This window comes from Rhodanobacter terrae (genome assembly GCF_042657005.1).
Lineage (GTDB): Bacteria > Pseudomonadota > Gammaproteobacteria > Xanthomonadales > Rhodanobacteraceae > Rhodanobacter > Rhodanobacter terrae.
The window spans coordinates 74942-100069 of sequence record NZ_JBHSNG010000015.1; the positions used below are offsets into that span (position 1 = coordinate 74942).

Sequence of the window (25128 nt, forward strand, 5' to 3'; positions counted from 1 at the left end):
TGTCAGTCAGCGGGCCGCTCCCATTCCACCGGCCAGATTCCGTCAGGCGGCGCGGCGTGCCGCAGCCACCGCATGGATCACCGCCGCATGTTCGACCAGATCGCGCCGCTCCAGCGCGAATATGCCCATCTGGCCGACCTTGAACTCGATCCATATGAAGGGCACCTGCGGCAGCAATGCGGCCAGCGCATGCTCGCTCTCGCCCACCTCGACGATCAGCAGGCCGTCATCGGTGAGGTGGGCGGCTGCCTCGTCCAGCATGCGCAGGCACAAGTCCAGGCCATCGACACCGGAGGTGAGGCCCAGCTTGGGTTCGTGTGCGTATTCGCCGGGCAACGCAGTGTACTCGTCCTCGGTGACATACGGCGGGTTGGAGACGATCAGGTCGTAGCGGCGATCTTTCACCCCGGCGAACAAGTCGGACTGGATCGCCTCGACCCGGCCCTCGACGTGCTGGAACACGATGTTCTCGCGCGCCAGCGACAACGCCTCTTCGCTGATGTCGGCGATATCGACCTGCCATTCCGGGTTGTACTCGGCCATCGCGATGCCGATGCAGCCCGAACCGGTGCACAGGTCCAGCGCGCGCTCGACATGACGCTCGTCCAGCCACGGCGCGAAGCCCGACTCGATCAGCTCGGCGATCGGCGAACGCGGCACCAGCGCGCGGCGATCGCTCTTGAACTTCAGCCCGGCGAACCAGGTTTCGCCCACGAGATAAGCCACCGGCAGGCGCTCGCCGACCCGACGCTCGATCAGCGCCAGCACGTTCTCGCGCTCGGCCGCGGTGAGCTTGCCCGCGCCGTACGCCGGCGGAATGTCCGGCGGCAGATGCAGGCTGGCCAGCACCAGGTGGGTCGCCTCGTCGATCGGGTTGTCGTGACTGTGACCGAAGGTGAGCCCGGCGGCTGAGAAGCGACTGGCGCCGTAGCGGATGAAGTCGATGATGGAGGCGAGTTCGGCGGTCACGGCGGCGCCCGGAGCGGAAAAGGCCGACAAGTATAGCTGGCGTCGAATGGCTGAGGATCGGGCTGTGAAGGAAGTGAGTGAAGAGAAGTGGGAAACGAGAGAAAGCGGCTGTGCATGCGCTTCATCCCTCTCCACTCACTCCTGCCCCGTATACTGGGCGGATGACTTTCAACGTATTCCTGCAGTACATCCTGCCGCACCGCGCCTTGTCGCGCGTGGTCTACTGGGCCACCCGCTGGACCTTCGCACCGTGGAAGAACTGGCTGATCGGCACCATCGTGCGCAATTACCAGGTGAACATGGCCGAGGCTGCGCAGCCCGATGCGCTGGCCTACCAGCACTTCAATGCGTTCTTCACGCGCAAGCTGCGCCCCGACGCGCGTCATGCCGATGGCGATCCGGCCGCCCTGCTCTCGCCCGCCGATGGCCGCATCAGCCAGTCCGGCGCGATCGTCGATGGCCGCATCTTCCAGGCCAAGGGCCAGGAGTACACCGCCGCCGAATTGCTTGGTGGCGATGAGGCGGCTGCCGCACCGTACCGCAACGGCCGCTTTGTCACCGTCTATCTGTCGCCGCGCGACTACCACCGTGTGCACATGCCGCTGAAAGGCACGTTGAAGGAAACCGTGCATGTGCCCGGCCGCATCTTCAGCGTGGCGCCGTTCGCGGTGGCGGCGATCCCGCGCCTGTTCGCACGCAACGAACGGCTGGTCTGCCACTTCGAGGGCGAGCACGGTCCGTTCGTGGTGGTGATGGTGGGCGCGATCCTGGTTTCCTCGGTAGCCACGGTGTGGGATGGGCTGGTGATCCCGCCGTATGCCTCGTCGATCCGGCGCAAGTCGTTTGCCGGCCAGCACATCGCGCTGGAGCGCTTCGCCGAGATGGCGCGCTTCAACATGGGTTCCACCGTGATCGTGCTGCTGCCCGCAGGCACCGCCACGCTGGATGCGTTGCAGCCGCAGCAGGCCGTGCGGGTGGGACAACGGCTCGGTCGCCGCTGACACCACACGACGCACTCCCGTCGGCTGGACAACTGACGTCACGCGTCATTTTGTGACGTCCTAGGCGCATTTACAGGGAACCTTTCGCTACGCTCGCCTCTTCGCCGCACTTCCCGGTGCGGCCGTATTCCAGCGTCGAGGGGATCCCATGCAGATACTCACTCCGTTCTTCGTGTTGATGCGTGCGCGCCAGCTTGGCCGCCAATTCCGCGATATCGAGCGCAGCGTCCGGGCGTTGCCCAAGCGCAACCGCGAACGGTTGAGCGCGCTTACCCTGCGCGAAATCGGCCAGGCTTCGCGCAGCGACTTTCCGCACCTGTATGGCACGGCGCCGGAGGCGCGCTATCTGCCCTGGGGCCAGGGTACCGATGCCGGTTACGAGCGAGCCTGCTCGGCCAACGTCGAGGTGGCATTGCGCGGCATCGCGCTGTGGCTCGCGGTGGCCTACCACGAGACCAAGAACTCGCCGCACCGCAGCCTGCAGCCTCAGCATCGGCAGCTGATGCAGCTGTTGCGCGAATTGAAGGAAGTCCACGGCAGCGGCAAGCCCGTCGACTCATGGCTGCAGGAAAGCGCGCTCGCCTGACGCCAGGCGATCGCGCGCTCGATTCAGCGACAGACCGGCAACTTCAGCGTCTTTCCGATAGCGAGATGATGGTTCTTGAGTGCGTTCATCTCAGTCACTTCCTGCACGCTCGAGCAATGCAGGTCGCGTACGATACTGATCAGCGTGTCGCCCCGGCGAACCCTGTAATGGAGGGTTCCCCGCACTGCCGGCGCACTGGGTGCCGGATCAGGCACCACGGTGGGTACCACGGCATGATGCAGGTCGGCGGCAAGAATCGGCCAGGGGCCATCGACGCAGCGTGCCGCGTACGCCTGCTCGAGGGGCTTGGGCAGCTGCAGTGAGGTACCCGCCGGCTGGGTCACCTGCGGGTCCAGCCGGGGATTGAGGTTGCGCAAGGTGCGGAACCAGCCGTCGTTCATGCCGCCGGCCGAACCCAGGCACACCGTCAATTCGGACAGCGACGCCGGCCGTTTCAGGATGATCGTGCCGGGCGCGCCGTCTATCCTCGGGAAGCGCAGGTTGTAACTGTCCGGATGCTGGAACAGCCATGCCGCGGCAAGCACGGCCGGGACGTAGTCGCGGGTTTCCTGCGACAGCTGGTCGTAGAGGCGCGGGTCGTAGAAGCTCATCGAGGTGTCGTCGCCGACCGCGCGCCGCATGCGCCCCTCGCCGCCGTTGTAGGCGCCGATGGTGAGCTCGAGGTTGTTGTTGAAGATCCGCAACTGCTCGTTGATGTATTCGGCATTCGCCCGCGCCGACGCCGCCGGGTCGAAGCGCATGTCGAAACCATTGTCGCTGCCCAGGCCAAAGCGCAGACCGGTGACGTACATGAACTGCAGCGGCCCGGCGGCGCCGGAACGCGAGACGGCGTGCACCTTGCCGCCGGACTCCTTCGCCATGATGCCGAACAGCAACGCTTCGGGCAGGTCCGCCTTTTGGTATTGCGGCCACATCTGGTAGCGCAGGTACTGGTAGTTGACCCAGGCATCCATCAATTGCGGGCGCCACTGGGTCAGCCACATTTCCAGTGCAGCCTTCACCGGCCCGTTCATCGCGATCAGTTCGGACAGCCTCTGTCCATGCAGCAAGGTCACGCTGCGCTGCGCCTGGGGCAGGCTGGCCACGCCGCTCTTGCCGGCCGCCAACGCCGCCTGCGACGGGGCGACGTCGCTGTCCAGATCCTGGTTTCCGCTGAAATCGCCGTCCTTCAGCCGCAACAGGTGGTCGAACACCGAGAAGAACCGCTGCGGATCGCAGCCGGGCGTATTGCCGCAATGCGCCGACGCCTCCTTCAAGCGGTCGAGCGACTGCGTCAGCGTCAGCTGCGAAGCTTCCAGGTTGCCTTCGCGCGACTGCTGCAATGCGGTCTCGTAACCCTTGCTGGCCTGATCGAGCTGACCGTACAGCGCATTGACCTCGACCGACGGCTTGCCGCCACCGGTACTGGCGCAGGCCCCTAGCAGGCCGAACACCACGGCGAGTGCGGCCAGGCGCATGGAGACGAAACAGGACGGCATCGGAAACTTCACCTGCGAAAAACACCCACCATAGCTGGCGCGGCGTTCCGACTCAACGCAGCCACGCGGCCACGCGACAGCTTCACCGGGTTGGCTACAATCGTGCGACCACCTGTGGACGCAACTCCCATGACGGACATCCTGATCGGCCGCAACGACAGCAGCAGCGTCCGTCTCACCCCCAACGGCAAGCGTTGAGCGCGCGATAACATGCCGCGCATCGAAACCATTGCTCACGACACTCCGTTCGCAGAACGCCTGCAGGCGGGCTTCGGTTATCCGCTGCGTGGTGCGGCGCTGCCCACCTGCGTGGTCATGGCGCTGCTGCACTATGTAGGCTTGTTGCCGTCGTATATCGGTGTGCTGGCCAGCGCACTGGTGTGGGCCGCGACCTGGCGGTACGCCGCCGACTGCCTGCTGCATACCGCGAACGGCTATGCCGATCCGCCCGATGTCGGCAGTGATGGCAATGAGTCCAGCGGCTGGGGACTGACTGCGATTCATCTGCTGATCGTCGCGGTCTGCGTGATTGCCATCGTGTTCTTTCCGCGCCTGCTGTTGCCGGTGTTGATCCTGTCCGCCCTGGTGCTGCCGGCGATCGACATGTCGCTGGCGTTCGACGGCAACCTGGCGCTGGCGATCAACCCGTCGAACTGGGGCCGCGTCATCGGCAGCTTCGGCGCGGCCTACCTGATACCGGTGGCGATCAACCTGCTGCTCGGGGTGCTGGTCGTGCTTGCTTCGATCGGCGCCGCGCTGCTGCCGCGGCTGCTGGCGTTGCCGCTGTTTGCCTTCGCTTATACCTACCTCATCGTGCTCGCGTTCCATTTGATGGGCGTGCTGATCCACCAGCGCCACGAGCGTTTCGGACTGGAGCCCGAAGCCCCGAAGCTGGCCAGGGCCAGCGGACAGGACGCCGACGAGATCCTGCTGGCCGAGGTCGACACGCTCGCCCATGACGATCCGGCCGCCGCCACCGCACGGCTGGTCGCCCGGATGCAGGATCGGGTCGCGCCGGCGTCGCTGCACCTGGCTTACCGCCGGTTGCTGCAGCAGCAGAACCTGCGCAACGGGCTGCTGGTACACGGTCAGATCTGGATCGCCGCCCTGATGGCGCAAGGCGAATCGCGTCGGGCGCTGGGCCTGCTGCAGGAATGTTGCGGCATCGATGCCGCCTTCGTCCCGGACGATCCGCGGACCTGTGGCGAACTGGCCGACCTGGCCGGGCGGCTGGGCATGAAGCGGATCGCGCTGCACCTGTGCAACGGATTTCTCGCGCACTGGCCGCGCGATACGCAGGCGCCGCATTACGGCTTGCTGGCCGCTCGCCAGCTCGCCGAGCACGCCGACCAGCACGCCGAAGCGACCGCACTGCTGGATCGGCTCGCGGCGGCATGGCCCGAGCATCCGTTGCGTGCCGAGATCGATGCGCAACGGCGCCAGCTGGCCGGCACTGCATGAGCCGCTGGCGCCCGCCTTCGCCGGGTTCGACCGCGATCATCACCCGCGAGGGTTTCGAGCGGCTCAAGGCCGAGCTCGACCACCTGTGGCACGTCCTGCGCCCGGAAGTGGTGAAGGCGCTGGCGGCCGCGGCAGCCGAGGGCGACCGTTCGGAAAACGCCGAATACATCTATCGCAAGAAACAGCTGGGCGAGATCGATCGCCGCGCCCGCTACCTGAGCAAGCGAATTCCCTCGCTGAAGGTGGCCGAAGGCGCTCCAAGCGATCGCGGCATGGTCTTCTTCGGCGCGCGGATCGAACTGGAGAACACCGACACCGGCCAGATCCTCCGCTACCGCATCGTCGGTCCGGACGAGACCGATGCCAGGCTCGGCTGGATCAGCATCGATTCACCGCTGGCCCGCGCCATCATGAAGAGACGCGTCGACGACGAGTTTCTCGCCGAACTACCGGGCGGCCCTGCGGAGTTTGCGGTGCTGGCAGTGGATTACGACTAGGGATGGCCTGCTACACCTCTGTTTACGTCATTCCCGCAGCTTTTAACAGCCGCGGGGCCGGTCAAGCGGGGAACTCAGGGTCTGTCGCGTAACGCGGTGAAGCACAAAAGGCACTGGGCCCTGGATATCGGTTCGCGATTCCCGGATGACGAGCAAGATCGGGGCGTCCTCAGCGCTTCGAGAACGAACGCCGTTGCGCCGGACCATCTCACGCAAGATGCGGCAACAAGCACTGGAAAATTCGGACTTATTCAGACCATCCTCAGGAGCGAAGCCCACTGCAGTCTGGAGAAAAGTGCCCTCGTCCGTGGCTTATTTTGTGGGCAAACGGGCATCTCGGCGACGAGCAGAAGCTTGTTCAGGCGTTCCTTAGTGCGACACCAGCGGCTGCGACGCGCGCCGATAATCTTTTTCGATCTGCGCCAGCTTCGCCTGCCGCGCCTGCGGGCTGACCCACTGGCCGTGCTCGGCCTGTTGCCGCAACAGCGTGTACTGCATGTCGACGAACGGCTGCAGCACGTGGTTGTCCTCGGACGCGAAGCCGCCGAGGTCGGGGATGCGCGCCAGATTGGCACGCTCGTGCGCGCCGGTTTCGCCGCCGCCCTTGCCATAGGCGACTAGAAAACTGGTCAACTGCCGGCGCAGCGATTCGGGCAGCCCGTCGCGCAATACCAGCACGCCGGACGGAATCAGGGACGAACGCCAGATCACCCTGAGCTGGGCGGCTTCGTGCGGGAAATGGCGCCGGAACAGATCCATGTCGGGGTTGTTGCTGCTGGCCACATCGACCTCGCGATTGACCACGGCGAGCAGGTTGCTCTGGTGGTCACCCACCCGCACGCTGGCAAAGAATGTGTCGGAGTTGAGGCCGTTCGGCGCGAACACGTAAGCCTCCGGCACCGTGTAGCCGGTCACCGACAGGTGCTCGCTGCGGGCGTAACGCCAGCGTCCGGGCGTGGCCAGCAGATCGTCGAGATTGTGGACGCGGCTGTCCGCGCGCACCACCAGCATCGCGACATTGCCCTTGGCGCCGTCGCTGCGCACGAACTGGGCGAATACCCGCATGTGCTGCCGCGTCACCGCCTCGACCGCCAGCCTGCCGGAGAGAAACGCGATGTCCACTTGCTGCGCACCGATCGCGTCGGAAAGACCGGCATAGCTGCCCACCGACACCGTCGTCACCGGACGATCGAGCCATTTGCGCAGATCGTCGAGCAGCGGTCGCCACTGTTCCAGCGACTCGGCGGCACTGCCGATCGGCAGGATGCCGAAGCGGATCGGCGATGCGGGCGCGGTATTCACATCCGTTGCCGTGGCATGGCTTGCGCACAAGAGCGAACCCAGCGTCAGCAGTCCCGCCGCGATGCGCACCGGGAAACCGCCGCCGAACCTGGAGTACCCCAGAGATCTCGCGATATTCAATGCGCCCGCCCCCGACCAGCCCCGTCCTGTCTATATAGCCGCGAACACGGATCTGAGCAAGCTGTAACTCAGGAGGTCGGGCCGGCTACGGGAAAACGGGCGGATATTCGCGACCGGCGCGGCGCGGCTGGTAGCAGACGGTATTGCGGTGAAATGCCTCGTCCGCGTTGTCCGCATGCCAGCCCGGAATACCCGACAGCGGCAAAGGCCGCAGTTCCAGCGGGTCATGCAGCAAGCGGCCCGACGCCATCGCCTCGACGCAACGGGCGGACGCCGGCCCGGCATCGCCGGCCGGCGCGAAGACCAGCGCCTTGCCCACCAGCAACTTGTCGGGGCTCAACGCGTGCTCCAGCAGCGCATGCCCGAACAGCTCCAGCCGGATCGAACCATCCAGCCACGCCTGCCTGTGGCGCCAGAACAGGCCGTGCCAGTCGTGGGCATCCCACAGCGCCAGCAGCGCCGGATCATGCATTTCGACGATGACGCCGCCCTCGTCGAAGTGGGTCATCGCATATTGGGCGCGCGAACGCAGCTTCGGTCCCATGCGCGCGATCTCGGCCATCTGGCGCCGATTCAGCAACTGCTTCAACGCGGGGTAGCGCAGCCACACCAGCGCATTGAGCAAGTCGTGCCAGTTGCCTTCACGGGTGGCGATCCCGCCGCGCTCGGCGATGCGTTGTTCGTAATGCAGACCATCGGCCAGCAGGTCCGGCGTCTGCGCCACGAAGCGATGCGCCGCGCTCTCGGCCAGGTGACGGTTGATTATCTCGATGGACGGCCATTCGGCCCCGTCGAGCAGCTCTGCATATTCGCGCCACGCCGTCAGCGGCATCCGATCGAATACCGCAGGATCGACGGCCTCGCGCGACGGCGCGTGGTAGCGCATGCGATCAGCCGGCGAGGCGCGCGTGCAGATCGTGTTCGCCGGCACCCTCGACCACGACGTCGACGAATTGACCAGGCTTCAGTTTCTGGCCGTCGGCGATCAACACCGTGCCGTCGATCTCCGGCGCATCGGCCGCCGATCGCGCGACTGCACCGTCGGCACCGGCCTCATCGACCAGTACCGTGATGGTGCGGCCGATCTTGCGCTGCAGTCTGGCGGCGGAAATTTCCGCCTGCACCGCCATGAACTGTTCGAGGCGATCCTCTTTCAATTCCTCCGGAACCGGACCGGGCAGCTCGTTCGCTCTGGCGCCGTCGACCGCCGAATAGGCGAACGCGCCGACGCGATCGAGCTTGGCCTCGCGCAGGAAATCCAGCAACTCCTCGAACTCGGCATCGGTCTCGCCGGGAAAACCCACGATGAAGGTGCTGCGGATGGTCAGATCCGGCACGAGCCCGCGCCAGTTCTGGATGCGCTCCAGCGTCTTGTCGATATTGCCGGGCCGCTTCATCAGCTTGAGGATGCGCGGGCTGGCGTGCTGGAACGGGATGTCCAGGTACGGCAACAGCTTGGGCATGCCGTTATGGGTCTGGGCCATCAGCGGCATCACCTCGTCCACGTGCGGGTACGGGTAGACGTAGTGCAGCCGCGTCCACACGCCCAACTCGGACAGGCCTTCGCACAGTTCCGTCATGCGCGTGCGATACGGCTTGCCGCGCCACTCGCGCTCGGCGTACTTCAGATCGACGCCGTAGGCACTGGTGTCCTGCGAAATCACCAGCAGTTCCTTGACGCCGCCCTTGACCAGGCGCTCGGCTTCCAGCAACACCTCGTCGACCGGCCGCGAGACCAGGTTGCCGCGCATCGACGGGATGATGCAGAAGCTGCAGCGGTGGTTGCAGCCTTCGGAAATCTTCAGATACGCATAGTGCTTCGGGGTGAGCTTCACCCCCGTGTCGGGCACGATGTCGAGAAAACGGTTGCGCTGCGGCGGCAGCGCCGTGTGCACCGCATTCATCACGCTGGCGTAGTCCTGCGGCCCGCTGATCGACAGCACGTCCGGATACGCCTCGCGGATCAGCCCCTCGCGCTTGCCCAGGCAGCCGGTGACGATGACCTTGCCGTTCTCGTGCAGGGCGGTGCCGATCGAATCCAGCGATTCCTGCACGGCCGCATCGATGAAGCCGCATGTGTTCACCACCACCGCATCCGCCTCGCCGTAGCTGGGCACGATCTGGTAGCCCTCGACCTTCAGCTGGGTCAGGATGCGCTCGGAATCGACCAGCGCCTTGGGACAGCCGAGGCTGACGAAACCGATCTTGTGTGCGGCCTGTGACATGGGCTTGGTTTACCGTGAAAACGTGCGGGAAACAGGCGATTATACGTCAGCGCCGGCCAACCCGCCGGGCCGCTAAGCTCGGCTCCCGATAACCAGCCGGAAATCCATCATGGGCCAGCAGATCAACCTACCCACCACCCGCACCCAGTGCATCGGCGCGTATCTGGCCCAACCCGACGGCAAGCCGAAAGGCGGCATCGTGGTGATCCAGGAGATATTCGGCGTCAACGCGCACATGCGCAGCGTCGCCGATCGCTTCGCCGAGCACGGCTACACCGCGATCGCACCGGCGTTCTTCGACCACCTGGAAACCGGCGTGGAGCTGGATTACGACAGCGGCGGCTATGCCAGGGGCAAGCAACTGGTCAACGAACTGGGGCTGGATCGTGCGCTGGAAGATGTCGCCAGTGCGGCCGAGGCGATCGCGTCCGCGGGAAAGATCGGCACGGTCGGCTACTGCTGGGGCGGCACGGTGGCGCTGTTGTCCGCGCTGCGGCTGGGCCTGCCCTCGGTGAGCTATTACGGCGCACGCAACCTGCCCTTCCTGCATGAGGCACCGAGGGCGCCGGTGATGTTCCATTTCGGGGAGAAGGACAAGAGCATCACGCCGGAAATGGTGGCCGCGCATCGCGAGGCGCTGCCGCAGATGGAGACTTTCACCTACCCGGCCGATCACGCCTTCAACCGCGACGTCGGTGCGCAATATGACGAAGCCAGTGCCCGTTTGGCCATGCAGCGAACGCTGGCGTTCTTCGACCGATATCTGGCTGGCGCATGAGCAGGCCCGACTTCGTCCTCGACGCGCGGCTGGATGCGGACACGCGACCGGTCGCGTCACTCGCCCTGTGCGATGTGCGACTGATGAACGACGCGCGCTTTCCCTGGCTGATACTGGTGCCGCGCCACGCCGGGCTGGTGGAAGTCACCGACCTGGCCGCCGACGGACAATCGCTGCTGTGGCAGGAAGTGAATCGCGCCTCGGTGGCACTGCGCGCGGTCGCCCCGTACGACAAGCTCAACCTCGGTGCGCTCGGCAATATCGTGCGCCAGCTGCACGTTCACGTGGTTGCGCGCCGCGAGGGCGACCCGGCCTGGCCCGGCCCGGTGTGGGGTTGCGGATCCGCGCAGCCGTACGCCGAAGCCAGCCTGGCCGCACGGCTGGATGCGCTGCGGTCGGCTCTTGACCGCGCCGCCGGGTAAGGCCGCGATGTCGGCGGCCATCCAGTTCGAAGCGCTGGCCGAAGATGCGCTGCTGCTGCGTTTCGGCGACCGCATCGATACCGAACTCAATGCGCGAGTGCAGGCCGCAACCGCCTGCCTGCGTCAACGCCTGCCGCAACTGGAATGCGTACCCGCGTATGCCAGCGTGCTGCTGCGCTTTGACCCGCAGCACTGGCCCGGCGGCGATCCGCACCGACAGGTGCAGGCGGCCGCCTGCGCGGCCCTGGAAAAATCTGATCCGGTCATCGCCGCGCCGCGTGAGCTGGTGATCCCGGTTTGCTACGGCGGCGAGTACGGGCCGGATCTGGCCGAGGTTGCCGCGCTCTGCCGGCTCGATGCGGAAATCGTGATCGCCCGCCACACCGCCGCCCACTACCGTGTGGCGATGCTCGGGTTCGCGCCCGGGTTTCCCTACCTGCTCGGACTGGATCCGCAACTGGCGGTGCCGCGCCGCGCCGATCCGCGCCAAGGCGTGCCGGCCGGCAGCGTGGCGATCGGCGGCAGCCAGACAGGCATCTATCCGGATGCATTGCCGGGTGGCTGGCAGCTGATCGGACGCACACCGCTGCGCCTGTTCGACATCGCGGCGAATACGCCGTCGCTGCTCGCCTCGGGCGATCGCGTGCGCTTTCAGGCGATCGACGAAGTCCGGTTCCGCGACCTGGCGGCGACCAGGCCGGCATGAACGTCACCGTCATCAAGCCGGGCGTACTCAGCAGCCTGCAGGATGCCGGGCGCCCCGGCCATGCCGCGCTGGGCGTGGGGCGTACCGGAGCGATGGATGCTCCCGCGTGGCAGCTGGCCAACGCACTGGTCGGCAATACCCGCGGCGAGGCAGCGATCGAGTGCACCCTGGTCGGGCCCAGCCTGCGCTTCGAGTCCGCCGCGCTGATCGCCCTGACCGGCGCGCAAATCGCCGCCCATGCCGGCGAGCGCACTGTGCCGATGTGGACTACCTGCCACCTGCCCGCAGGCAGCGTGCTGCAGCTCGGCAGCATGGCCGGCGGCTGTCGCAGCTATCTCGCCATACGTGGCGGCTTCGACGTGCCGACCCTGCTCGGCAGCCGCAGCAGCGACCTGCATGCGCGCATCGGCTACGCCCACGGCCGGGCATTGCGCGCCGGCGACGTGCTGCCGGTCGCCGCCGCTGCGCCCTTGCCCGGTTCGCCGGTCGGCAACGAGGTGCACGCACTGGGCTGGAGCCTCGACCCGCAGCCATGGTTCGACTTCGCCCGGCGTCCGCTGGCCCTGCTGCACGGCAGCCACTGGCCGCAGCTGGATCCAGCCTCGCAGCGACTGCTGCTTGGCGGCAGGTTCGTCCTGAGCAAGGAAAGCAACCGCACCGCCAGCCGTCTGGACGGCCATACGCTGAAGTTGCGTGCGCCGCTGGAGCTGATTTCCGAGGCGGTGCTGCCCGGCACACTGCAACTGCCGCCGGCCGGCCGGCCGATCGCCCTGCTGGCCGAGGCGCCGGTGACCGGCGGCTACCCGCGGATCGGTCAGATCGCCGCGGTGGATCTGCCGCGGCTGGCGCAACTGCGTCCGGGCGATGCCGTATGCTTTCATGAAACCTGCATGGACGAAGCGTTGGCGCGACTGGCCGCACACCGACAGCGGCTGGCACGCCTGCTCGGCACCATCTCGCAACGACTGGAACATGCTTGACCAAAACAATCACCATGAACCGCATCGACCTCAACGGCGACCTCGGCGAATCGTTCGGCACCTGGCGCATGGGCGACGACGACGCGCTGCTGGCGCAGCTCAGCTCGGCCAACATCGCCTGCGGCTTCCACGCCGGCGATCCGGAGATCATGCGCCACACGGTGGCCCAGGCGATGGCGCACGGCGTGGCGATCGGCGCGCACGTTTCGCTGCCGGACCTGCAGGGTTTCGGCCGCCGCGAAATGAGCGTCACCCCCGACGAAGCCCACGCGCTGACGCTGTACCAGATCGGTGCGCTGCACGCGTTCACCCGCGCTGCCGGCACTCGGCTGACCCACGTCAAGCCGCATGGCGCGCTGTACAACATGGCCGCGCGCGATGCGGCGCTGGCCGATGCGATCGCCCGTGCCGTGCACGACTTCGATCCGCGACTGCGCCTGTTCGGCCTCGCCGGCTCGGCCCTGATCGAGGCGGGCAAGACGCTCGGCCTGGCGGTCGCCGCCGAGGCATTCGTCGATCGCCGCTATCGCGCCGATGGCTCGTTGCAGCCGCGCCGCGAAGCCGATGCGGTGATCGAGGACATGGATCAGGCGCTGGCGCAGGCGCTCGGCATCGCCCGTGACGGCGTGGTGCACACGGCGGACGGCCAGCGCGTGCCGCTGCGTGCGGACACGCTGTGCCTGCACGGCGACGGCGCCCATGCCCTGCAGTTGGCCCGCAAGCTGCACAAGGCGCTCGAAGCCGCTGGTTTGCGGATCGCCGCGCCGGACGCGGCATGATCCCTTTGCCACGCCACGACGGAAACCACTCATGAACTATTGGCCGCTGCTCGGCGTCGCCGTCATCGTGATCGGCTTTCTGCTGCGCTTCAACCCGGTGCTGGTGGTGGTCACCTCGGCGATCAGCAGCGCCCTGCTCGCCGGTTTCACGATACCGGCCCTGCTTGCCCTGCTCGGCAAGAGCTTCGTTTCCAGCCGGATGCTGCTGATTTTCGTGCTGACCCTGCCGGTGATCGGCTTGCTGGAAGGGGCCGGACTGCGCGAACACGCGCAACGCTGGATGGCCCGCCTGCATGGGCTGACCCTGGCGCGGCTGCTGATCGGCTATCTGCTGCTGCGCCAGCTGCTGGCCATGCTCGGGCTCACCGGCGTGGCCGGTCCCGCGCAGACCGTGCGCCCGCTGCTCGCGCCGATGGGCGAAGCGGCGGTGGAAAAGATCCTGCCCACGCTGAACGATGCCGATCGCGACGAGCTGCGCGCCGTGGCCGCCGCCACCGACAACATCGGCCGCTTCTTCGGCGAGGACGTATTCATCGCGCTCGGTGCGGTGCTGCTGATCCAGAGTTTCTACTCGCAGCACGGCATCGAGCTGACTCCGCTGTCGATCGCGTGGTGGGCACTGCCTACGGCGATCGCGGCCTTCGTCATTCAGTCCGTGCGGATCTGGCTGTACCAGCGCCGGCTGCAGCGCCGTGCCGCCAGCGCACGCACCGAAGCGGCGGGCTGAACATGCTTCACATCGAATACGCCTACTGGTTGATCGCCGCTTTCCTGCTCTACACCGGCTTGCGCAACCTGCGCGAACGGCACGGCTGGCACGCAGCGTTCTGGCTCGTACTCGGCACGTTGTTCGGCGGTGGCGACTACGTGCTGTCGCAGCAGGCGAGCGGGAACCCGCTGCCCGCGCAACTCGCCGGTATCGGGGTGATCGTGCTGGCGTTGCTGGCGCCACGGCTGCATCGGCATGCGCACGTCGAGAGCAGCAGCGCCGCGCAACGCCTGCAGTCGGCCGTCCGGCTCGGCCACAAGCTGTTCGTGCCCGCCCTGCTGATTCCGCTGGTGACCTTGCTGGTGGCATTGTTCGGCGCACATCTGATCGTTGCCGGCCATGGTGTGTTCGCGGCACCGCAGATGACCCTGACCGGACTGGCGCTGGCATGCCTGGTGGCGCTGTTCGCGGCGGCCCAGGTAGCGCATGCACCCATGCTTGACGGCGTGGCCGAAGGCCGGCGCCTGCTCGACGCGATCGGCTGGGCGGCACTGCTGCCGCTGCTGCTGGCGGCGCTGGGCGAGGTGTTCACGCAAAGCGGCGTGGGCGCGGCGATCGCCGCGCTGGCCGGTACGTTTTTGCCGACCGGCAGCGCCTTCGCCTGCCTGCTCGCCTTCGCGCTGGGCATGGTGCTGTTCACCGTGATCATGGGCAATGCGTTCGCGGCGTTTCCGGTGATGATGGCCGGCATCGGTCTGCCGCTGCTGATCCATCAGCACGGCGCGCATCCGGCGATACTCGGCTCGATGGGCATGTTGTGCGGCTACTGCGGTACCTTGCTGACGCCGATGGCGGCCGACTTCAACCTGGTGCCTGCGGCGCTGCTGGAACTGCGCAGTCCGTATGGAGTGATACGGGCGCAGGTGTGGAGCGCGCTGGCGATCCTGGCCATCACCTTCGTGCTGATGTGGCTGCTGGTATTCCGCTGAATGAGCGACGAGGCAAATATGAACGCACCCATCCCTCGCATCCTGTTGACCGGCTTCGATCCGTTCGGCGGCGAAAGCATCAACCCATCGTGGGAAGCCGTGCGCGCGCTGCATGGCAGGCGCATCGGCGGCCATCGGATCGTGGCGCTGCAGTTGCCGACGGAGTTTGCGGGCTCGCTGCGCATGCTCAAGGCGGCGGTGCGCGAACAGGCGCCGGCGATCCTGCTCGGCGTCGGCCAGGCCGGTGGCCGCCGGCAGCTGTCGATCGAGCGGGTGGCGATCAACCTGCAGGATGCTCGCATTCCCGACAACGCCGGCGTGCAGCCGGTGGACGAGCCGGTGATTGCCGGCGGACCTGCCGCCTATTTCAGCACGCTGCCGATCAAGGCGATGCTGGCCGCACTGCATGCGCAAGGCCTGCCCGCGGAGATATCGAACAGCGCCGGCACCTATGTCTGCAACCACATCGCCTACGCCATGTTGCATCTGGCGGCGAAGCGGCGCGGAATGCGCGCCGGCTTCATCCACATCCCGTACCTGCCGGTGCAGGCCGCACAGCGACATGGCAGCGCCAGCATGGCGCTGGCCGACGTGGTGCGCTGCCTGGAGATCGCACTTCGCACGGCGATCGCCACGCCGGTCGATCGAAGGCTCGGCGCCGGCGCGCTCGACTGAGTGCAACACCTGCCGACGACCTCACCGGGATTCGTCACCCACAAAAAAGCCCGCGGATCGCTCCGCGGGCTTTCGATGGAAAGTCCGTACGCTGGGACTGCCGAAATCAGTACTGGCTGCTGCCCGTATGATCCTGCGGCGGCGGAGCTTGTGTCGGAGCGCGCTCCTGGTGATCCTGCAGCGCGCGTGCCTTGGTGTCCTGCGGGTTGATTTCGGTCAGCGTGCCCTTCTTGTCGTAGTACGCGTGGAACCCGTAATCGAGCTGCAGGCGTGCCAGATACTGCAGGTGCAGCTTGCGGATCTTCGAATCGTCGCTGTTCTCCAGCAGCACGGTCTTGGGCAACTTGCCCTGATCCTTCAGATAGGCGAAATGGCTGCCGAGATCGACCGCCGACAGCACGGCACCGTCGACCAGGAACTGACCTTCCTTGTAGGCCTGGATGGTGGCGTCGAACTGCCCCTGCATCGAGGCCGTGGAGACACCTTTGGTGCCACCGAAATGGCAACCGGCAAGCAGCAGTGTGCTGCCCAGCATGATCGCGGCGGTGGCGCGCGTCAGCCATGTGGAAAAACGGATCATGCAGGTCTCCTGGAAATCATTCGGTTCAATCGGGTGGAGTGTAACGCCGGGTCGCGGCAATCGGAGCGCCGCCCGCACGCGCCGTTCAGGCACGCGCTCAAGTGCGCGGCAGAGTCACGCCCTGCTGGCCCTGGTACTTGCCGCCGCGATCCTTGTAGCTGGTCTCGCATTCCTCGTCGGATTCGAGGAACAGCATCTGCGCCACGCCTTCGTTGGCGTAAATTTTTGCGGGCAGCGGCGTGGTGTTGGAGAACTCCAGCGTCACGTGACCCTCCCATTCCGGCTCCAGCGGCGTCACGTTGACGATGATGCCGCAGCGCGCGTAAGTGCTTTTACCCAGGCAGATCGTCAGCACCTGGCGCGGAATGCGGAAGTACTCGACCGTGCGTGCCAGCGCGAACGAGTTGGGCGGAATGATGCAGACATCCGCCTCGACGTCGACGAAGCTGGTCGGGTCGAACGCCTTCGGGTCGACGATGGTGGAGTTGATGTTGGTGAATATCTTGAACTCGCGCGCGCAACGTACGTCGTAGCCGTAGCTGGAGGTGCCGTAAGACACCAGTTTCTGGCCGTCGCGCAACTTGACCTGGCCGGCCTCGAACGGCTCGATCATGCCGTGGCTCTCGGCCATGCGACGTATCCACTTGTCGGATTTGATGCTCACGCGGTCTCCGGTGTCGGTAGCGGGCGACCCGGGCGAGCCGGGCGCAAAGCGGTGAAAATACATGGTCAGGGCATCGCTGCGCCAGCCGATCGCTCGCCTGTCCCGGTAGGAGCCCGCTAGCGGGCGATGCTCTTGTTTTGATTTTTCCTACCCACCATCAGAGCAAGAGCATCGCCCGCTAGCGGGCTCCTACAAGCGGGGTGGAATGTCGGCCAGGTTATCCAGTGCGGCGCGCAATTCCGCGCAGCGGTCCGCGCTGGCCAGCACCTGCTCTGCCGTGCAGCCCGCGCCCGGCAACGACACCTTGCATGGGTGCGTCGTCAGCAATTGCGCGGACATGGTGCGCAGGATTTCGTCCAGCGCTTCCTGCGCATGGTACGAGCCGCGCGCGGCGCTGTTCAGCAGCAATACCGGCTTGCCCGGAAACTCCAGGCTGCCGACCAGCCAGTCGAGCAGGTTCTTGAACGCGCCAGGTACGCCGTGCGCATATTCAGGACAGGCGATCAGCAACGCATCCGCGCGGCCGACGGCTTCGCGCAAGGCCAGCACCGCGGCCGGCAACGGTTCGACGTCATCATCCGGGTTGAACAGCGGCAATACGCCCAGTCCGCTGTAGCCCACCAGTTCCAGCCCCGGCGCGGCAAGCCGCCGCGCGGCTTCCAGCGCGGCGGTATTCGACGACACGCGGCGCAGGCTGCCGGACAGGCAAAGCACGCGGCGCGTCGTCGCCCTCATGCCGCGGGCGCACCCTGCACCACGATCTTGCCCAGCCCCAGCGACTTGTTGCGCGGCTGCCGCGACAACCGGCCGGCGGCGTTGCGGGCGATCTCGCGGTAACGCGCGGCGAGCTCGGAATCCGGCATCGCCACCACGGTGGGGTTGCCGCTGTCGGCCTGCTCGCGGATGCGGATATCCAGCGGCAGCGAACCCAGATACGGCACGCCGTATTGTGTGGACATCCGTTCGCCGCCGCCCTCGCCGAAGACGTGTTCCTCATGGCCGCAGTTCGAGCAGATATGCGTGGCCATGTTCTCCACCACGCCCAGCACCGGCACCTCGACCTTCTCGAACATCTTCAGCGCCTTGCGCGCATCCAGCAGTGCGATGTCCTGCGGCGTGGTGACGATCACCGCGCCGGCCACCGGCACTTTCTGCGACAGCGTGAGCTGGATGTCGCCAGTGCCCGGCGGCAGGTCCACGATCAGATAGTCCAACTGCTCCCAGCGCGTGTCGGTGAGCAGTTGCATCATCGCCTGGGTGACCATCGGGCCACGCCAGATCATCGGCGTGTCCGCTTCCACCAGGAAGCCGATCGACATCACCGGCATGCCGTGCGCCTGCATCGGGATGATGCTCTTGCCATCGGGCGAACCAGGCTTGCCGCTGACCCCCAGCATGGTCGGCTGGCTGGGGCCGTAGATGTCGGCATCCAGCACGCCGACTTTTGCGCCTTCGGCCTGCAGCGCCAGCGCAAGATTCGCCGATACCGTGGACTTGCCCACGCCACCCTTGCCCGACGCCACCACGATGATGTTCTTCACGTTCGGCAACGGCCCCAGCGTGCCCTGCACCTTGTGCACGTGGACGCGGCTGGTGATCGAGACGGCCGCCGATTCGATCGCCGGATCGGCTTCCAGCGCCTGGCGCACACGGGCGGTCATGCTGTCGATCGCACCGGCGGCGGGATAGCCCAGCTGCAGGTCCACCGACACCTTCGCCCCGTCCACGCCGACCGCGCGCACCACCTCGGCCAGCGGTGCGCCGGTATGAGTATCGGTCAGGTCGCCAAGAATGCGGCGGACCAGGGCTTCGTTCGCCTGTGTCATGTGGGCTCGGACGATGGAGAGAGTGCGCATTATGCCAGCCATGTCGCGAAGCCATCTGATTCAGGTCAGTCCGATCGCCGGATGGACATGGCGCATTGCAGCTTGACGCCCCCGACAGGCCTCGGCAGGCTTCATCCATACGCTTTCGTACGGGAGGACACCATGAAGTCACTGTTCCGATTCGCCATCGCCACCGGCTTGCTGCTGGGCGCCGGCACCGCCTTCGCCGCCAACGACACCCCGGTCGGTACCTGGAAACAGATCGACGATGTCTCGGGCAAGGCCAAGTCGATCATCGAGATCACCGAATCCAATGGCCAGTTGCAGGCCAAGGTCATCAAGGTGCTGAACCTGAGCCCGGAGGAGATCGCCAGGGACGGAGAACACCCGATCTGCCGCAAGTGCGATGGCGAGCGCAAGGACAAGCCGATCGAAGGCATGACCATCATGTGGGGCGTCAGCAAGGACGACGACGTGTGGGACGGCGGCAAGATCCTCGATCCGAAAAACGGCAAGATCTACAAGGTGAAGCTCACCCTCAACAACGGAGGCCAGAAGCTCGATGTGCACGGCTACATCGGCTTCGCCCTGCTCGGCCGCAGCCAGATCTGGGAGCGGCAGGAATAACGCCAGTCGAACTCTTTCCTGTCACGCCGAACCCCATGCACCCGCATGGGGTTTCTCATTGGTCGCGGACAAGCCCGCCGGACTCACGCGACTGCCGCATCGGCCCGATGCACAGTTACGCCATGCGCCACGAATGCCGCGCGCAGCGCACGACCGGCATCGTGCTCGACCACCAGGTGCTGCACTTCGGCGATGCCCGCCACCCGGTGCGTCGCCACGGTGCCCAGCTTGTCGCTGGTCGCGACGACGACGGTCTCGCCGCTGGCCTCAACCATCGCCCGCTTCAGCAAGACTTCCTCGCTGTCGAAACCCCATAGGCCGCCGACCGCATCGACCGCGCAGGCACCGGGAAAGCAGATATCCGCACGTACCCGCTGAATCTCCTGCACGGCTTGCGCGCCGACGGCCGCGCCAATCCGCGCGTCGATCCGGCCACCGATCAGCAGAATCTCGAAGCCTTCGCGTTCCAGCAATATCTGCGCGATGTCCGGCGCATTGGTTACCACGGTCAGGCCGAAATCCCGCGGCAGCGCGGCGGCGATCGCCGCGTTGGTGGAGCCGGCATCGATCAGCAGGACCTGGCCTTGCCGTACCAGGGTCGCCGCCTTGCGTCCCAGCGCCAGCTTGCGGCTTGCATGTTCCTGTCGCCGCTGCTTGAGCGGCGCGACGATGGCGGACAGCGGCAGCGCGCCGCCGTAAACGCGCTTGCAAAGGCCTTGCGCGGCCAGCTCGCGCAGGTCGCGCCTGACCGAATCCTCGGACACGGCAAATTCCGCCGCCAGCTCCACCGCCACCACGCGTCCGCTCTGGCGCAGCCGATCGAGTATCCATTGCTGGCGCTCCTGCGGCAGCATCTCGGCGGGATTCGTCTTAGCCATCCTGGTACGTCTCCCGCGACGCGGCGTCGAGCAGTCCCAGCGCGGCCAGTTCCGCGCGCAGTGCCGTGGCATCGCGGAAGTGCAGCGCATGCAAGCCAAGCTTCGCCGCCGCCGCCACATTGCGCGGGGCGTCGTCGATGAACACGGCCCGTTCCGGATCGACCCCGTAGCGATTCAGCAACACGTGGAATATGGCCGGATCGGGCTTGATCATCCGCTCCGCTCCGGACACCACGATGCCCTCGAATACGTGCAGGAACGCGTAGCGCTCGTAGGCGAGCGGAAACGTCTCGTTCGACCAGTTGGTCAATGCGTAAAGGCGCACGCCGCGCTCGCGCAGCTCGTGGAGGATCGCCACGCTGTCGTGTATCGGACCGCTCAGCATCTCGTCCCAGCGCGTGCGATAGGCGGCGATCCGCGCCGCATGTTCGGGAAACTCCGCGCTCAGCTGCCGGATCGCCTCGTCCCACGGACGTCCGGCGTCCTGCTGCTCGTTCCACCGCGAATGGCAGACCTCGGCCAGGAACCGCTCCATCGCCTGCTCGTCATCGAACAGCTGGCGATACAGATAGCGCGGGTTCCAGTCGATCAGCACGCCGCCCAGATCGAAGATCACCGTGTCCGGTGCCGCATGCATGGTTCCACGCTCGCTCATGTCGTCATCCTCATGGTGTAGATATTCAGCGCCGCACGATCCGGGCGGAGCCGGCCACCAGCAGCAACATCGCGGCAACCGCCGCCAGCGCCACCGGCAGGCTGCTGGCATGCGCCATGAAACCGATCAGCGCCGGACCGCTGAGCAGGCCGGCGTAGCCCAGCATGGTCACCGCGGCGATCGAGATCGCCGGCGGATTGCCCGGCAGGCGCCCCGCCGCACTGAACATCACCGGCACGATGTTCGATGCGCCCAGGCCGATCAACACGAAACCGGACAGCGAGGCGGCAGGCCACGGCGCCATCGCCGCCAGCAGAAATCCGATCGCCGCCGTGCTGGCGCCAATGCGTACAGCGCTTACCGGACCCAGCCGCCCGACCACGCGGTCGCCGGCGAGCCGGCCGGCTGCCATCGCCACCGAGAAACACGCGTAGCCGATGCCGGCGGAGGCCGCGGAGAAACCGCGGAAGTCGCGCAGCAACACGGCGCTCCAGTCGAGCATCGAACCCTCGGCCAGGAAACTGACGAAGCACAGCACGCCGAGCAGCAGCACCAGCCCGCGCGGCAGACGGAAAGTCGCCGACCATTCAGCGGCATCGTCCACGCCGGGAAGCAGGCTGCTGCGCTGGCTCAGCACGATCAGCGCCAGCAGCAGCGCAATGGTCAGCGCGCTGGTCCACAACGTCAGACCCAGCGCCAGCAGCGCACTCATGATGGCGGCACCGGCGAGGCCTCCAATGCTGAAGAGGCCGTGGAAGCCCGACATCAGCGCGCGACCGTCGCACCGCTCCACCTCGACCGCGTGTGCGTTCATCGCCACGTCCACGGCGCCTAGCATCGCGCCGAAATACAGCAGCACTGCGGCAAGCGCCGCCGCGTTCGGCACGATCGCCAGCAGCGGGATCGCCACGCACAACATCAGCCCAGCCACACTGATCACCTTGCGGTTGCCATAGCGATGAGTCAACCAGCCGACCAGCGGCATCGACAGCATCGAGCCACCACCGAAGGCCAGCAACACCAGGCCGAGATCCGCATCGTCCAACCCCAGCCGGGCCTTGGCGTACGGCACCATCGGCGCCCAACTGGCCATGCCGATGCCGGACGTCAGGAAGATCAGCCGGGTGGCGCGGGCAGCCGCCCCGAGCTGCGCTCGTCCCGCCGGGATTGATCCACTCAGCACGTTCATTGGTCCGGTCCGTCTATTTCAAAACGCGTATAAATGTAAACAAATACACTAAATCGTGCAAATCGAAATAGAGGCACTTCGCGCAGCCGGCAGGCCACCGCGAATGAGTGCCGTCATCTCACTCCGTTGGGGTCCATAACCTGCGCGAGCCCTCATATACGGCCAACCGCAGGCCCCGCATGCCATAATACGCAGTCATTCCGGAGTGTCTGTCTGCCATGAGTCGCCGCCTGCTCGTCACCCACGCCCTGCCCTACGCCAACGGCCCGCTGCACCTCGGCCACATGCTGGGCTACATCCAGACGGATATCTGGGTACGTGCGCAGCGGATGATGGGCAGCGAGGTGCATTTCGTGGCCGCGGACGACGCCCACGGCACGCCGATCATGCTGGCCGCGGAGAAAGCCGGCATGTCGCCGGAAGCATTCATCGCGGGCATCCGTGCGGGCCACGAAGCCGACTTTGCCGATTTCAACTTCAGCTTCGACCAATATCACACCACGCATTCGGACGAGAACCGCGAGTTGGCCTCGCTGATCTATACGCGGCTGCGCGATGCCGGCTATATCGCCAGGCGCAACATCAAGCAGCTGTTCGATCCGGAAAAGCAGATGTTCCTGCCGGATCGCTACATCAAAGGCATTTGCCCGAACTGCGGCACGCCCGACCAATACGGCGACAATTGCGAGCACTGCGGCGCCACTTACGCGCCGACCGACCTGATCAATCCGTACTCGGTGATGTCCGGCGTCACGCCGGTGCTGCGCGATTCGGAGCATTACTTCTTCGAGCTGAGCAAGTTCCACGGACTGCTGCGCGACTGGTTCGCCGGCAAGTTCACCCATGGCAGGCCGGTGGCGAACAGCGGCGTCGCCGCGAAGCTGCGGGAATGGCTGGACGGCGGCCTGAAGGATTGGGACATCTCGCGCGACGCGCCGTACTTCGGCTTTCCGATCCCCGGCGCGCCGGGCAAGTTCTTCTATGTGTGGCTGGATGCGCCGATCGGCTACCTGGCCAGCTTCAAGGCGCTATGCGACCGCACCGGCCTGAAGTTCGACGACTTCCTGGGCGCCGACAGCAGCGCCGAGATGCACCACTTCATCGGCAAGGACATCATCAACTTCCACGGCTTGTTCTGGCCGGCGATGCTGCACGGCGCCGGCTTCCGCACGCCGACCGCGCTGCACGTCAACGGTTACCTGACCGTGAACGGCGCCAAGATGTCCAAGTCGCGCGGCACCTTCATCCAGGCGCGTACCTATCTCGATGCCGGCATCCACCCGGAATTCCTGCGCTATTACTTCGCCACCATGCTCAGCGATGCGCCGGTCGATGTGGATCTCGATCTCAAGGCGTTCGAGGAGCGCGTCAACTCGCACCTGGTCGGCAAGTGGGTGAACATCGCCAGCCGCACCGCGGGCTTCGTGCACAAGTTCTTCGACGACCGCCTGGCGCCGCAGTTCGGTGAACAGGAAACCGTGCTGTGGAACAGCTTGCTGGAACACTACGACGGTATCGACGCGCTGTACGACAGTGGCGATTTCGCCGAGGTCACCCGCCGCTTCGTGCTGATGGCGGATCTGGTCAACGGCCACATCGCCGCCAAGGCGCCGTGGGCGATGGCCAAGGACGAAGGCCGGCGCGAGGAACTGCACCAGGTGTGTTCGTTCGCGCTGACCGCGTTTCGGCTGCTGGCCGGCATGCTCAAGCCGATACTGCCGGCCACCGTGACCGCCGCCGAACAATTCCTGGCCGCGCCGATCGCCGATTTCGACGACGCCCGCGCCGCACTGCACAACCACGCCATCCATGCCTTCGAGCCGCTGCTCGGCCGCATCGATCCCAAGCGCATCGAGGCGATGGTCGAGGCCTCGAAGGATTCGATGGGCGCATCCCCAGAACCCGTTGCGGCGCCAGCAAAAGACAAGAAGCCAAAGGAAGCGGGCAAGTCCATGAACGAGAATGTCCCCGGCAACGAAACCGTTGCAGCGCCGAGCACGATCGCCATCGACGACTTCGCACGACTCGACCTGCGCATCGGCAGGGTCAGCGCCTGCGAATTCGTCGATGGTTCGGACAAGCTGTTGCGCTTCGAACTGGACGCCGGCCCGCTGGGCACGCGACAGATCTTCTCCGGCATCCGCGCCGCCTACGGCGAACCGGAGAAACTGGTCGGCCGCAACGTGGTCTTCATTGCCAACCTCGCCCCCCGCAAGATGCGTTTCGGCCTGTCCGAAGGCATGATCCTGTCGGCCGGCGACGGCGGCAGCGACCTGTTCCTGCTCGATGCCGACCAGGGTGCGAAGCCAGGCGCGACCGTCCGCTAAACCCGGCGCCTGCGCATGCTTTTCGTCTTCAGTTCCTTCGACTCAGGAACGGGATTTCTGCTTGGCGGGCGGCGACGGCGTCAATAACGGAAACCGCACCCACACCTGCGTTGGTTGGCCGGATCGGTTCTGCGCTTTGCGAAGCACGCCGCCTTTCTTTGCCGGCGTGGCCTTAACCACCAGCGCATGTGGACCGCAACCGTCGGGCGCGCAGCCCCATGCCGAACCGCCACGCAGGTCCAGATTCACGACGTAGGGGGAGTCCGACAGCAAGCGCTCCGTCACCGTGGCCTCACTACCGCGGGCGGGACCTGCGTAAGCACTATGTGCGTTGCCCACGAATGCCATCACCAGCGAATGCGCTGCTCCGTGTTGAACTTCGGTGTGGATGGCCTGCGCCATCCCCGCGCTTCGATAGGCATTCAAACCGCCTGCCTTTTTGACGGCCGTATCGCCGGGATATTCGGGGACCGTCGTGAAGACCTCCACCTCACGACCTTCTGCGCGGAGTTCCCGCGCGCGCTCGATGAGCCGCACGATGGCTTGACTCGTTCGCCGGCGGATTCAATTTAGAAGTGCATCACTCCAGCCCCGGGAAGTAGCGCAGGTGCGGTAGCCTGCGCAGCTTCACCGCCAAGTGGAACTGCACATTGAGCTACACGCACCTGAGCCAGGACGAACGCT

General features: G+C 66.1%; 27 protein-coding genes. 14 read left to right on the top strand and 13 right to left on the bottom strand.

Features of this window, described 5'->3' with window-relative positions; genetic code table 11:
- Window positions 1-42: 42 nt before the first annotated feature.
- The gene (gene prmB / locus ACFPPB_RS13885; protein WP_377328076.1) at window positions 43-969 is read right to left on the bottom strand and encodes a 50S ribosomal protein L3 N(5)-glutamine methyltransferase; all 927 of its coding nucleotides are present in this window, start codon (window positions 967-969) and stop codon (window positions 43-45) included.
- Window positions 970-1130: 161 nt separating this feature from the next.
- On the opposite strand from prmB, the gene asd reads away from it, so the two are divergent.
- Together asd and ACFPPB_RS13895 are read left to right on the top strand one after the other, a co-directional pair.
- A complete protein-coding gene (asd, locus tag ACFPPB_RS13890; RefSeq protein ID WP_377328078.1) occupies window positions 1131-1970 on the top strand; it encodes an archaetidylserine decarboxylase in 840 nt (279 codons plus the stop codon).
- A 148-nt stretch (window positions 1971-2118) separates the two neighbouring features.
- Complete coding sequence (locus ACFPPB_RS13895) at window positions 2119-2556, top strand: hypothetical protein (RefSeq protein ID WP_377328080.1); 438 nt, start codon at window positions 2119-2121, stop codon at window positions 2554-2556.
- A gap of 23 nt (window positions 2557-2579) precedes the next feature.
- Here ACFPPB_RS13895 and ACFPPB_RS13900 read toward each other — a convergent pair whose 3' ends face one another.
- Entirely contained in the window at window positions 2580-4055 is a 1476-nt protein-coding gene (locus tag ACFPPB_RS13900; RefSeq protein WP_377328082.1) for a transglycosylase SLT domain-containing protein, read from the bottom strand.
- Between the two features lie 210 nt (window positions 4056-4265).
- Here ACFPPB_RS13900 and ACFPPB_RS13905 point away from each other — a divergent pair, with 210 nt between their 5' ends.
- Both ACFPPB_RS13905 and greB read left to right on the top strand, forming a co-directional pair.
- Window positions 4266-5516, top strand: a complete 1251-nt coding sequence (locus ACFPPB_RS13905) for a tetratricopeptide repeat protein (protein ID WP_377328084.1) — start codon at window positions 4266-4268, stop codon at window positions 5514-5516.
- Window positions 5513-6013 carry a transcription elongation factor GreB gene (gene greB, locus ACFPPB_RS13910; protein WP_377328086.1) on the top strand — a complete coding sequence of 167 codons (501 nt, stop codon included), beginning with the start codon at window positions 5513-5515 and terminating at the stop codon, window positions 6011-6013. The genes ACFPPB_RS13905 and greB overlap by 4 nt, the downstream gene beginning before the upstream one ends.
- 369 nt (window positions 6014-6382) lie before the next feature.
- Here the strand turns inward: greB and phnD are convergent, their stop codons facing one another.
- The 3 genes from phnD to rimO all read right to left on the bottom strand — a co-directional run bounded on the left by phnD (window position 6383) and on the right by rimO (window position 9660).
- On the bottom strand, window positions 6383-7384 hold the full coding sequence (gene phnD, locus ACFPPB_RS13915) for a phosphate/phosphite/phosphonate ABC transporter substrate-binding protein (protein ID WP_377328126.1): 1002 nt from the start codon (window positions 7382-7384) through the stop codon (window positions 6383-6385).
- Window positions 7385-7520: 136 nt separating this feature from the next.
- Window positions 7521-8321 carry a DUF3025 domain-containing protein gene (locus ACFPPB_RS13920; RefSeq protein ID WP_377328088.1) on the bottom strand — a complete coding sequence of 267 codons (801 nt, stop codon included), beginning with the start codon at window positions 8319-8321 and terminating at the stop codon, window positions 7521-7523.
- 4 nt (window positions 8322-8325) lie between these two features.
- Window positions 8326-9660 (bottom strand): 30S ribosomal protein S12 methylthiotransferase RimO, encoded by a 1335-nt coding sequence (rimO, locus tag ACFPPB_RS13925; protein WP_377328090.1) that lies wholly within the window; start codon window positions 9658-9660, stop codon window positions 8326-8328.
- A gap of 109 nt (window positions 9661-9769) precedes the next feature.
- Here rimO and ACFPPB_RS13930 point away from each other — a divergent pair, with 109 nt between their 5' ends.
- From ACFPPB_RS13930 to pcp, 8 genes are read left to right on the top strand one after another with little or no spacing between them, the layout of a single operon-like run.
- Window positions 9770-10438 (top strand): dienelactone hydrolase family protein, encoded by a 669-nt coding sequence (locus tag ACFPPB_RS13930; protein WP_377328092.1) that lies wholly within the window; start codon window positions 9770-9772, stop codon window positions 10436-10438.
- A complete protein-coding gene (locus tag ACFPPB_RS13935; RefSeq protein WP_377328094.1) occupies window positions 10435-10860 on the top strand; it encodes an HIT domain-containing protein in 426 nt (141 codons plus the stop codon). Before ACFPPB_RS13930 ends, ACFPPB_RS13935 begins: the two co-directional genes overlap by 4 nt.
- Window positions 10861-10867: 7 nt before the next feature.
- Window positions 10868-11566, top strand: a complete 699-nt coding sequence (gene pxpB, locus ACFPPB_RS13940; RefSeq protein ID WP_377328096.1) for a 5-oxoprolinase subunit PxpB — start codon at window positions 10868-10870, stop codon at window positions 11564-11566.
- Entirely contained in the window at window positions 11563-12546 is a 984-nt protein-coding gene (locus ACFPPB_RS13945) for a 5-oxoprolinase subunit C family protein (protein WP_377328098.1), read from the top strand. The genes pxpB and ACFPPB_RS13945 overlap by 4 nt, the downstream gene beginning before the upstream one ends.
- Window positions 12543-13325 carry a LamB/YcsF family protein gene (locus ACFPPB_RS13950; RefSeq protein WP_377328100.1) on the top strand — a complete coding sequence of 261 codons (783 nt, stop codon included), beginning with the start codon at window positions 12543-12545 and terminating at the stop codon, window positions 13323-13325. Before ACFPPB_RS13945 ends, ACFPPB_RS13950 begins: the two co-directional genes overlap by 4 nt.
- 31 nt (window positions 13326-13356) lie before the next feature.
- The gene (locus tag ACFPPB_RS13955; protein WP_377328102.1) at window positions 13357-14052 is read left to right on the top strand and encodes a DUF969 domain-containing protein; all 696 of its coding nucleotides are present in this window, start codon (window positions 13357-13359) and stop codon (window positions 14050-14052) included.
- Between the two features lie 2 nt (window positions 14053-14054).
- On the top strand, window positions 14055-15023 hold the full coding sequence (locus tag ACFPPB_RS13960; RefSeq protein WP_377328104.1) for a 5-oxoproline transporter, DUF979 family subunit: 969 nt from the start codon (window positions 14055-14057) through the stop codon (window positions 15021-15023).
- An 18-nt stretch (window positions 15024-15041) separates the two neighbouring features.
- Window positions 15042-15698 carry a pyroglutamyl-peptidase I gene (pcp, locus tag ACFPPB_RS13965; protein ID WP_377328106.1) on the top strand — a complete coding sequence of 219 codons (657 nt, stop codon included), beginning with the start codon at window positions 15042-15044 and terminating at the stop codon, window positions 15696-15698.
- 106 nt (window positions 15699-15804) lie between these two features.
- Here the strand turns inward: pcp and ACFPPB_RS13970 are convergent, their stop codons facing one another.
- From ACFPPB_RS13970 to apbC, 4 genes are all read right to left on the bottom strand, one after another.
- Entirely contained in the window at window positions 15805-16278 is a 474-nt protein-coding gene (locus tag ACFPPB_RS13970) for a hypothetical protein (RefSeq protein WP_377328108.1), read from the bottom strand.
- 97 nt (window positions 16279-16375) lie between these two features.
- Window positions 16376-16942: a dCTP deaminase gene (dcd, locus tag ACFPPB_RS13975; RefSeq protein ID WP_072761435.1), complete on the bottom strand. Its 567-nt coding sequence runs from the start codon at window positions 16940-16942 to the stop codon at window positions 16376-16378.
- Between the two features lie 189 nt (window positions 16943-17131).
- Window positions 17132-17677 (bottom strand): NADPH-dependent FMN reductase, encoded by a 546-nt coding sequence (locus ACFPPB_RS13980; RefSeq protein WP_377328110.1) that lies wholly within the window; start codon window positions 17675-17677, stop codon window positions 17132-17134.
- Window positions 17674-18768, bottom strand: coding sequence for an iron-sulfur cluster carrier protein ApbC (gene apbC, locus ACFPPB_RS13985; RefSeq protein ID WP_377328112.1), 1095 nt, complete (start codon window positions 18766-18768; stop codon window positions 17674-17676). Before apbC ends, ACFPPB_RS13980 begins: the two co-directional genes overlap by 4 nt.
- A gap of 162 nt (window positions 18769-18930) precedes the next feature.
- On the opposite strand from apbC, the gene ACFPPB_RS13990 reads away from it, so the two are divergent.
- The gene (locus ACFPPB_RS13990; RefSeq protein ID WP_377328114.1) at window positions 18931-19395 is read left to right on the top strand and encodes a DUF2147 domain-containing protein; all 465 of its coding nucleotides are present in this window, start codon (window positions 18931-18933) and stop codon (window positions 19393-19395) included.
- Window positions 19396-19478: 83 nt separating this feature from the next.
- Here the strand turns inward: ACFPPB_RS13990 and ACFPPB_RS13995 are convergent, their stop codons facing one another.
- Genes ACFPPB_RS13995 through ACFPPB_RS14005 form a run of 3 tightly spaced genes read right to left on the bottom strand, consistent with a single transcriptional unit; the run spans window position 19479 to window position 22117 of the window.
- A complete protein-coding gene (locus ACFPPB_RS13995; RefSeq protein WP_377328116.1) occupies window positions 19479-20273 on the bottom strand; it encodes a DeoR/GlpR family DNA-binding transcription regulator in 795 nt (264 codons plus the stop codon).
- Window positions 20266-20928, bottom strand: a complete 663-nt coding sequence (locus tag ACFPPB_RS14000; RefSeq protein ID WP_377328118.1) for an HAD family hydrolase — start codon at window positions 20926-20928, stop codon at window positions 20266-20268. The genes ACFPPB_RS13995 and ACFPPB_RS14000 overlap by 8 nt, the downstream gene beginning before the upstream one ends.
- A 25-nt stretch (window positions 20929-20953) precedes the next feature.
- Window positions 20954-22117 carry an MFS transporter gene (locus ACFPPB_RS14005; RefSeq protein ID WP_377328120.1) on the bottom strand — a complete coding sequence of 388 codons (1164 nt, stop codon included), beginning with the start codon at window positions 22115-22117 and terminating at the stop codon, window positions 20954-20956.
- Between the two features lie 218 nt (window positions 22118-22335).
- Between ACFPPB_RS14005 and metG the strand changes: the two genes are divergently transcribed.
- Window positions 22336-24444, top strand: coding sequence for a methionine--tRNA ligase (metG, locus tag ACFPPB_RS14010; RefSeq protein WP_377328122.1), 2109 nt, complete (start codon window positions 22336-22338; stop codon window positions 24442-24444).
- A gap of 42 nt (window positions 24445-24486) precedes the next feature.
- Here metG and ACFPPB_RS14015 read toward each other — a convergent pair whose 3' ends face one another.
- Entirely contained in the window at window positions 24487-24981 is a 495-nt protein-coding gene (locus ACFPPB_RS14015; RefSeq protein ID WP_377328124.1) for a hypothetical protein, read from the bottom strand.
- Window positions 24982-25128 lie beyond the last annotated feature (147 nt).

What these genes read in the sequence shown, in the direction of transcription:
- ACFPPB_RS13945 (WP_377328098.1), top strand. Translation starts at nt 11,563, where the DNA reads ATGAACGTCACCGTCATCAAGCCGGGCGTACTCAGCAGCCTGCAGGAT.
- ACFPPB_RS13935 (WP_377328094.1), top strand. Translation starts at nt 10,435, where the DNA reads ATGAGCAGGCCCGACTTCGTCCTCGACGCGCGGCTGGATGCGGACACG.
- ACFPPB_RS14000 (WP_377328118.1), bottom strand. Translation starts at nt 20,928, where the DNA reads ATGAGCGAGCGTGGAACCATGCATGCGGCACCGGACACGGTGATCTTC.
- ACFPPB_RS13960 (WP_377328104.1), top strand. Translation starts at nt 14,055, where the DNA reads ATGCTTCACATCGAATACGCCTACTGGTTGATCGCCGCTTTCCTGCTC.
- ACFPPB_RS13990 (WP_377328114.1), top strand. Translation starts at nt 18,931, where the DNA reads ATGAAGTCACTGTTCCGATTCGCCATCGCCACCGGCTTGCTGCTGGGC.
- ACFPPB_RS13900 (WP_377328082.1), bottom strand. Translation starts at nt 4,055, where the DNA reads ATGCCGTCCTGTTTCGTCTCCATGCGCCTGGCCGCACTCGCCGTGGTG.
- ACFPPB_RS13955 (WP_377328102.1), top strand. Translation starts at nt 13,357, where the DNA reads ATGAACTATTGGCCGCTGCTCGGCGTCGCCGTCATCGTGATCGGCTTT.
- ACFPPB_RS13995 (WP_377328116.1), bottom strand. Translation starts at nt 20,273, where the DNA reads ATGGCTAAGACGAATCCCGCCGAGATGCTGCCGCAGGAGCGCCAGCAA.
- metG (WP_377328122.1), top strand. Translation starts at nt 22,336, where the DNA reads ATGAGTCGCCGCCTGCTCGTCACCCACGCCCTGCCCTACGCCAACGGC.
- ACFPPB_RS13905 (WP_377328084.1), top strand. Translation starts at nt 4,266, where the DNA reads ATGCCGCGCATCGAAACCATTGCTCACGACACTCCGTTCGCAGAACGC.
- rimO (WP_377328090.1), bottom strand. Translation starts at nt 9,660, where the DNA reads ATGTCACAGGCCGCACACAAGATCGGTTTCGTCAGCCTCGGCTGTCCC.
- ACFPPB_RS13895 (WP_377328080.1), top strand. Translation starts at nt 2,119, where the DNA reads ATGCAGATACTCACTCCGTTCTTCGTGTTGATGCGTGCGCGCCAGCTT.
- pcp (WP_377328106.1), top strand. Translation starts at nt 15,042, where the DNA reads ATGAACGCACCCATCCCTCGCATCCTGTTGACCGGCTTCGATCCGTTC.
- ACFPPB_RS14005 (WP_377328120.1), bottom strand. Translation starts at nt 22,117, where the DNA reads ATGAACGTGCTGAGTGGATCAATCCCGGCGGGACGAGCGCAGCTCGGG.
- asd (WP_377328078.1), top strand. Translation starts at nt 1,131, where the DNA reads ATGACTTTCAACGTATTCCTGCAGTACATCCTGCCGCACCGCGCCTTG.
- pxpB (WP_377328096.1), top strand. Translation starts at nt 10,868, where the DNA reads ATGTCGGCGGCCATCCAGTTCGAAGCGCTGGCCGAAGATGCGCTGCTG.
- ACFPPB_RS13970 (WP_377328108.1), bottom strand. Translation starts at nt 16,278, where the DNA reads ATGATCCGTTTTTCCACATGGCTGACGCGCGCCACCGCCGCGATCATG.
- ACFPPB_RS13920 (WP_377328088.1), bottom strand. Translation starts at nt 8,321, where the DNA reads ATGCGCTACCACGCGCCGTCGCGCGAGGCCGTCGATCCTGCGGTATTC.
- apbC (WP_377328112.1), bottom strand. Translation starts at nt 18,768, where the DNA reads ATGACACAGGCGAACGAAGCCCTGGTCCGCCGCATTCTTGGCGACCTG.
- greB (WP_377328086.1), top strand. Translation starts at nt 5,513, where the DNA reads ATGAGCCGCTGGCGCCCGCCTTCGCCGGGTTCGACCGCGATCATCACC.
- ACFPPB_RS13980 (WP_377328110.1), bottom strand. Translation starts at nt 17,677, where the DNA reads ATGAGGGCGACGACGCGCCGCGTGCTTTGCCTGTCCGGCAGCCTGCGC.
- ACFPPB_RS13930 (WP_377328092.1), top strand. Translation starts at nt 9,770, where the DNA reads ATGGGCCAGCAGATCAACCTACCCACCACCCGCACCCAGTGCATCGGC.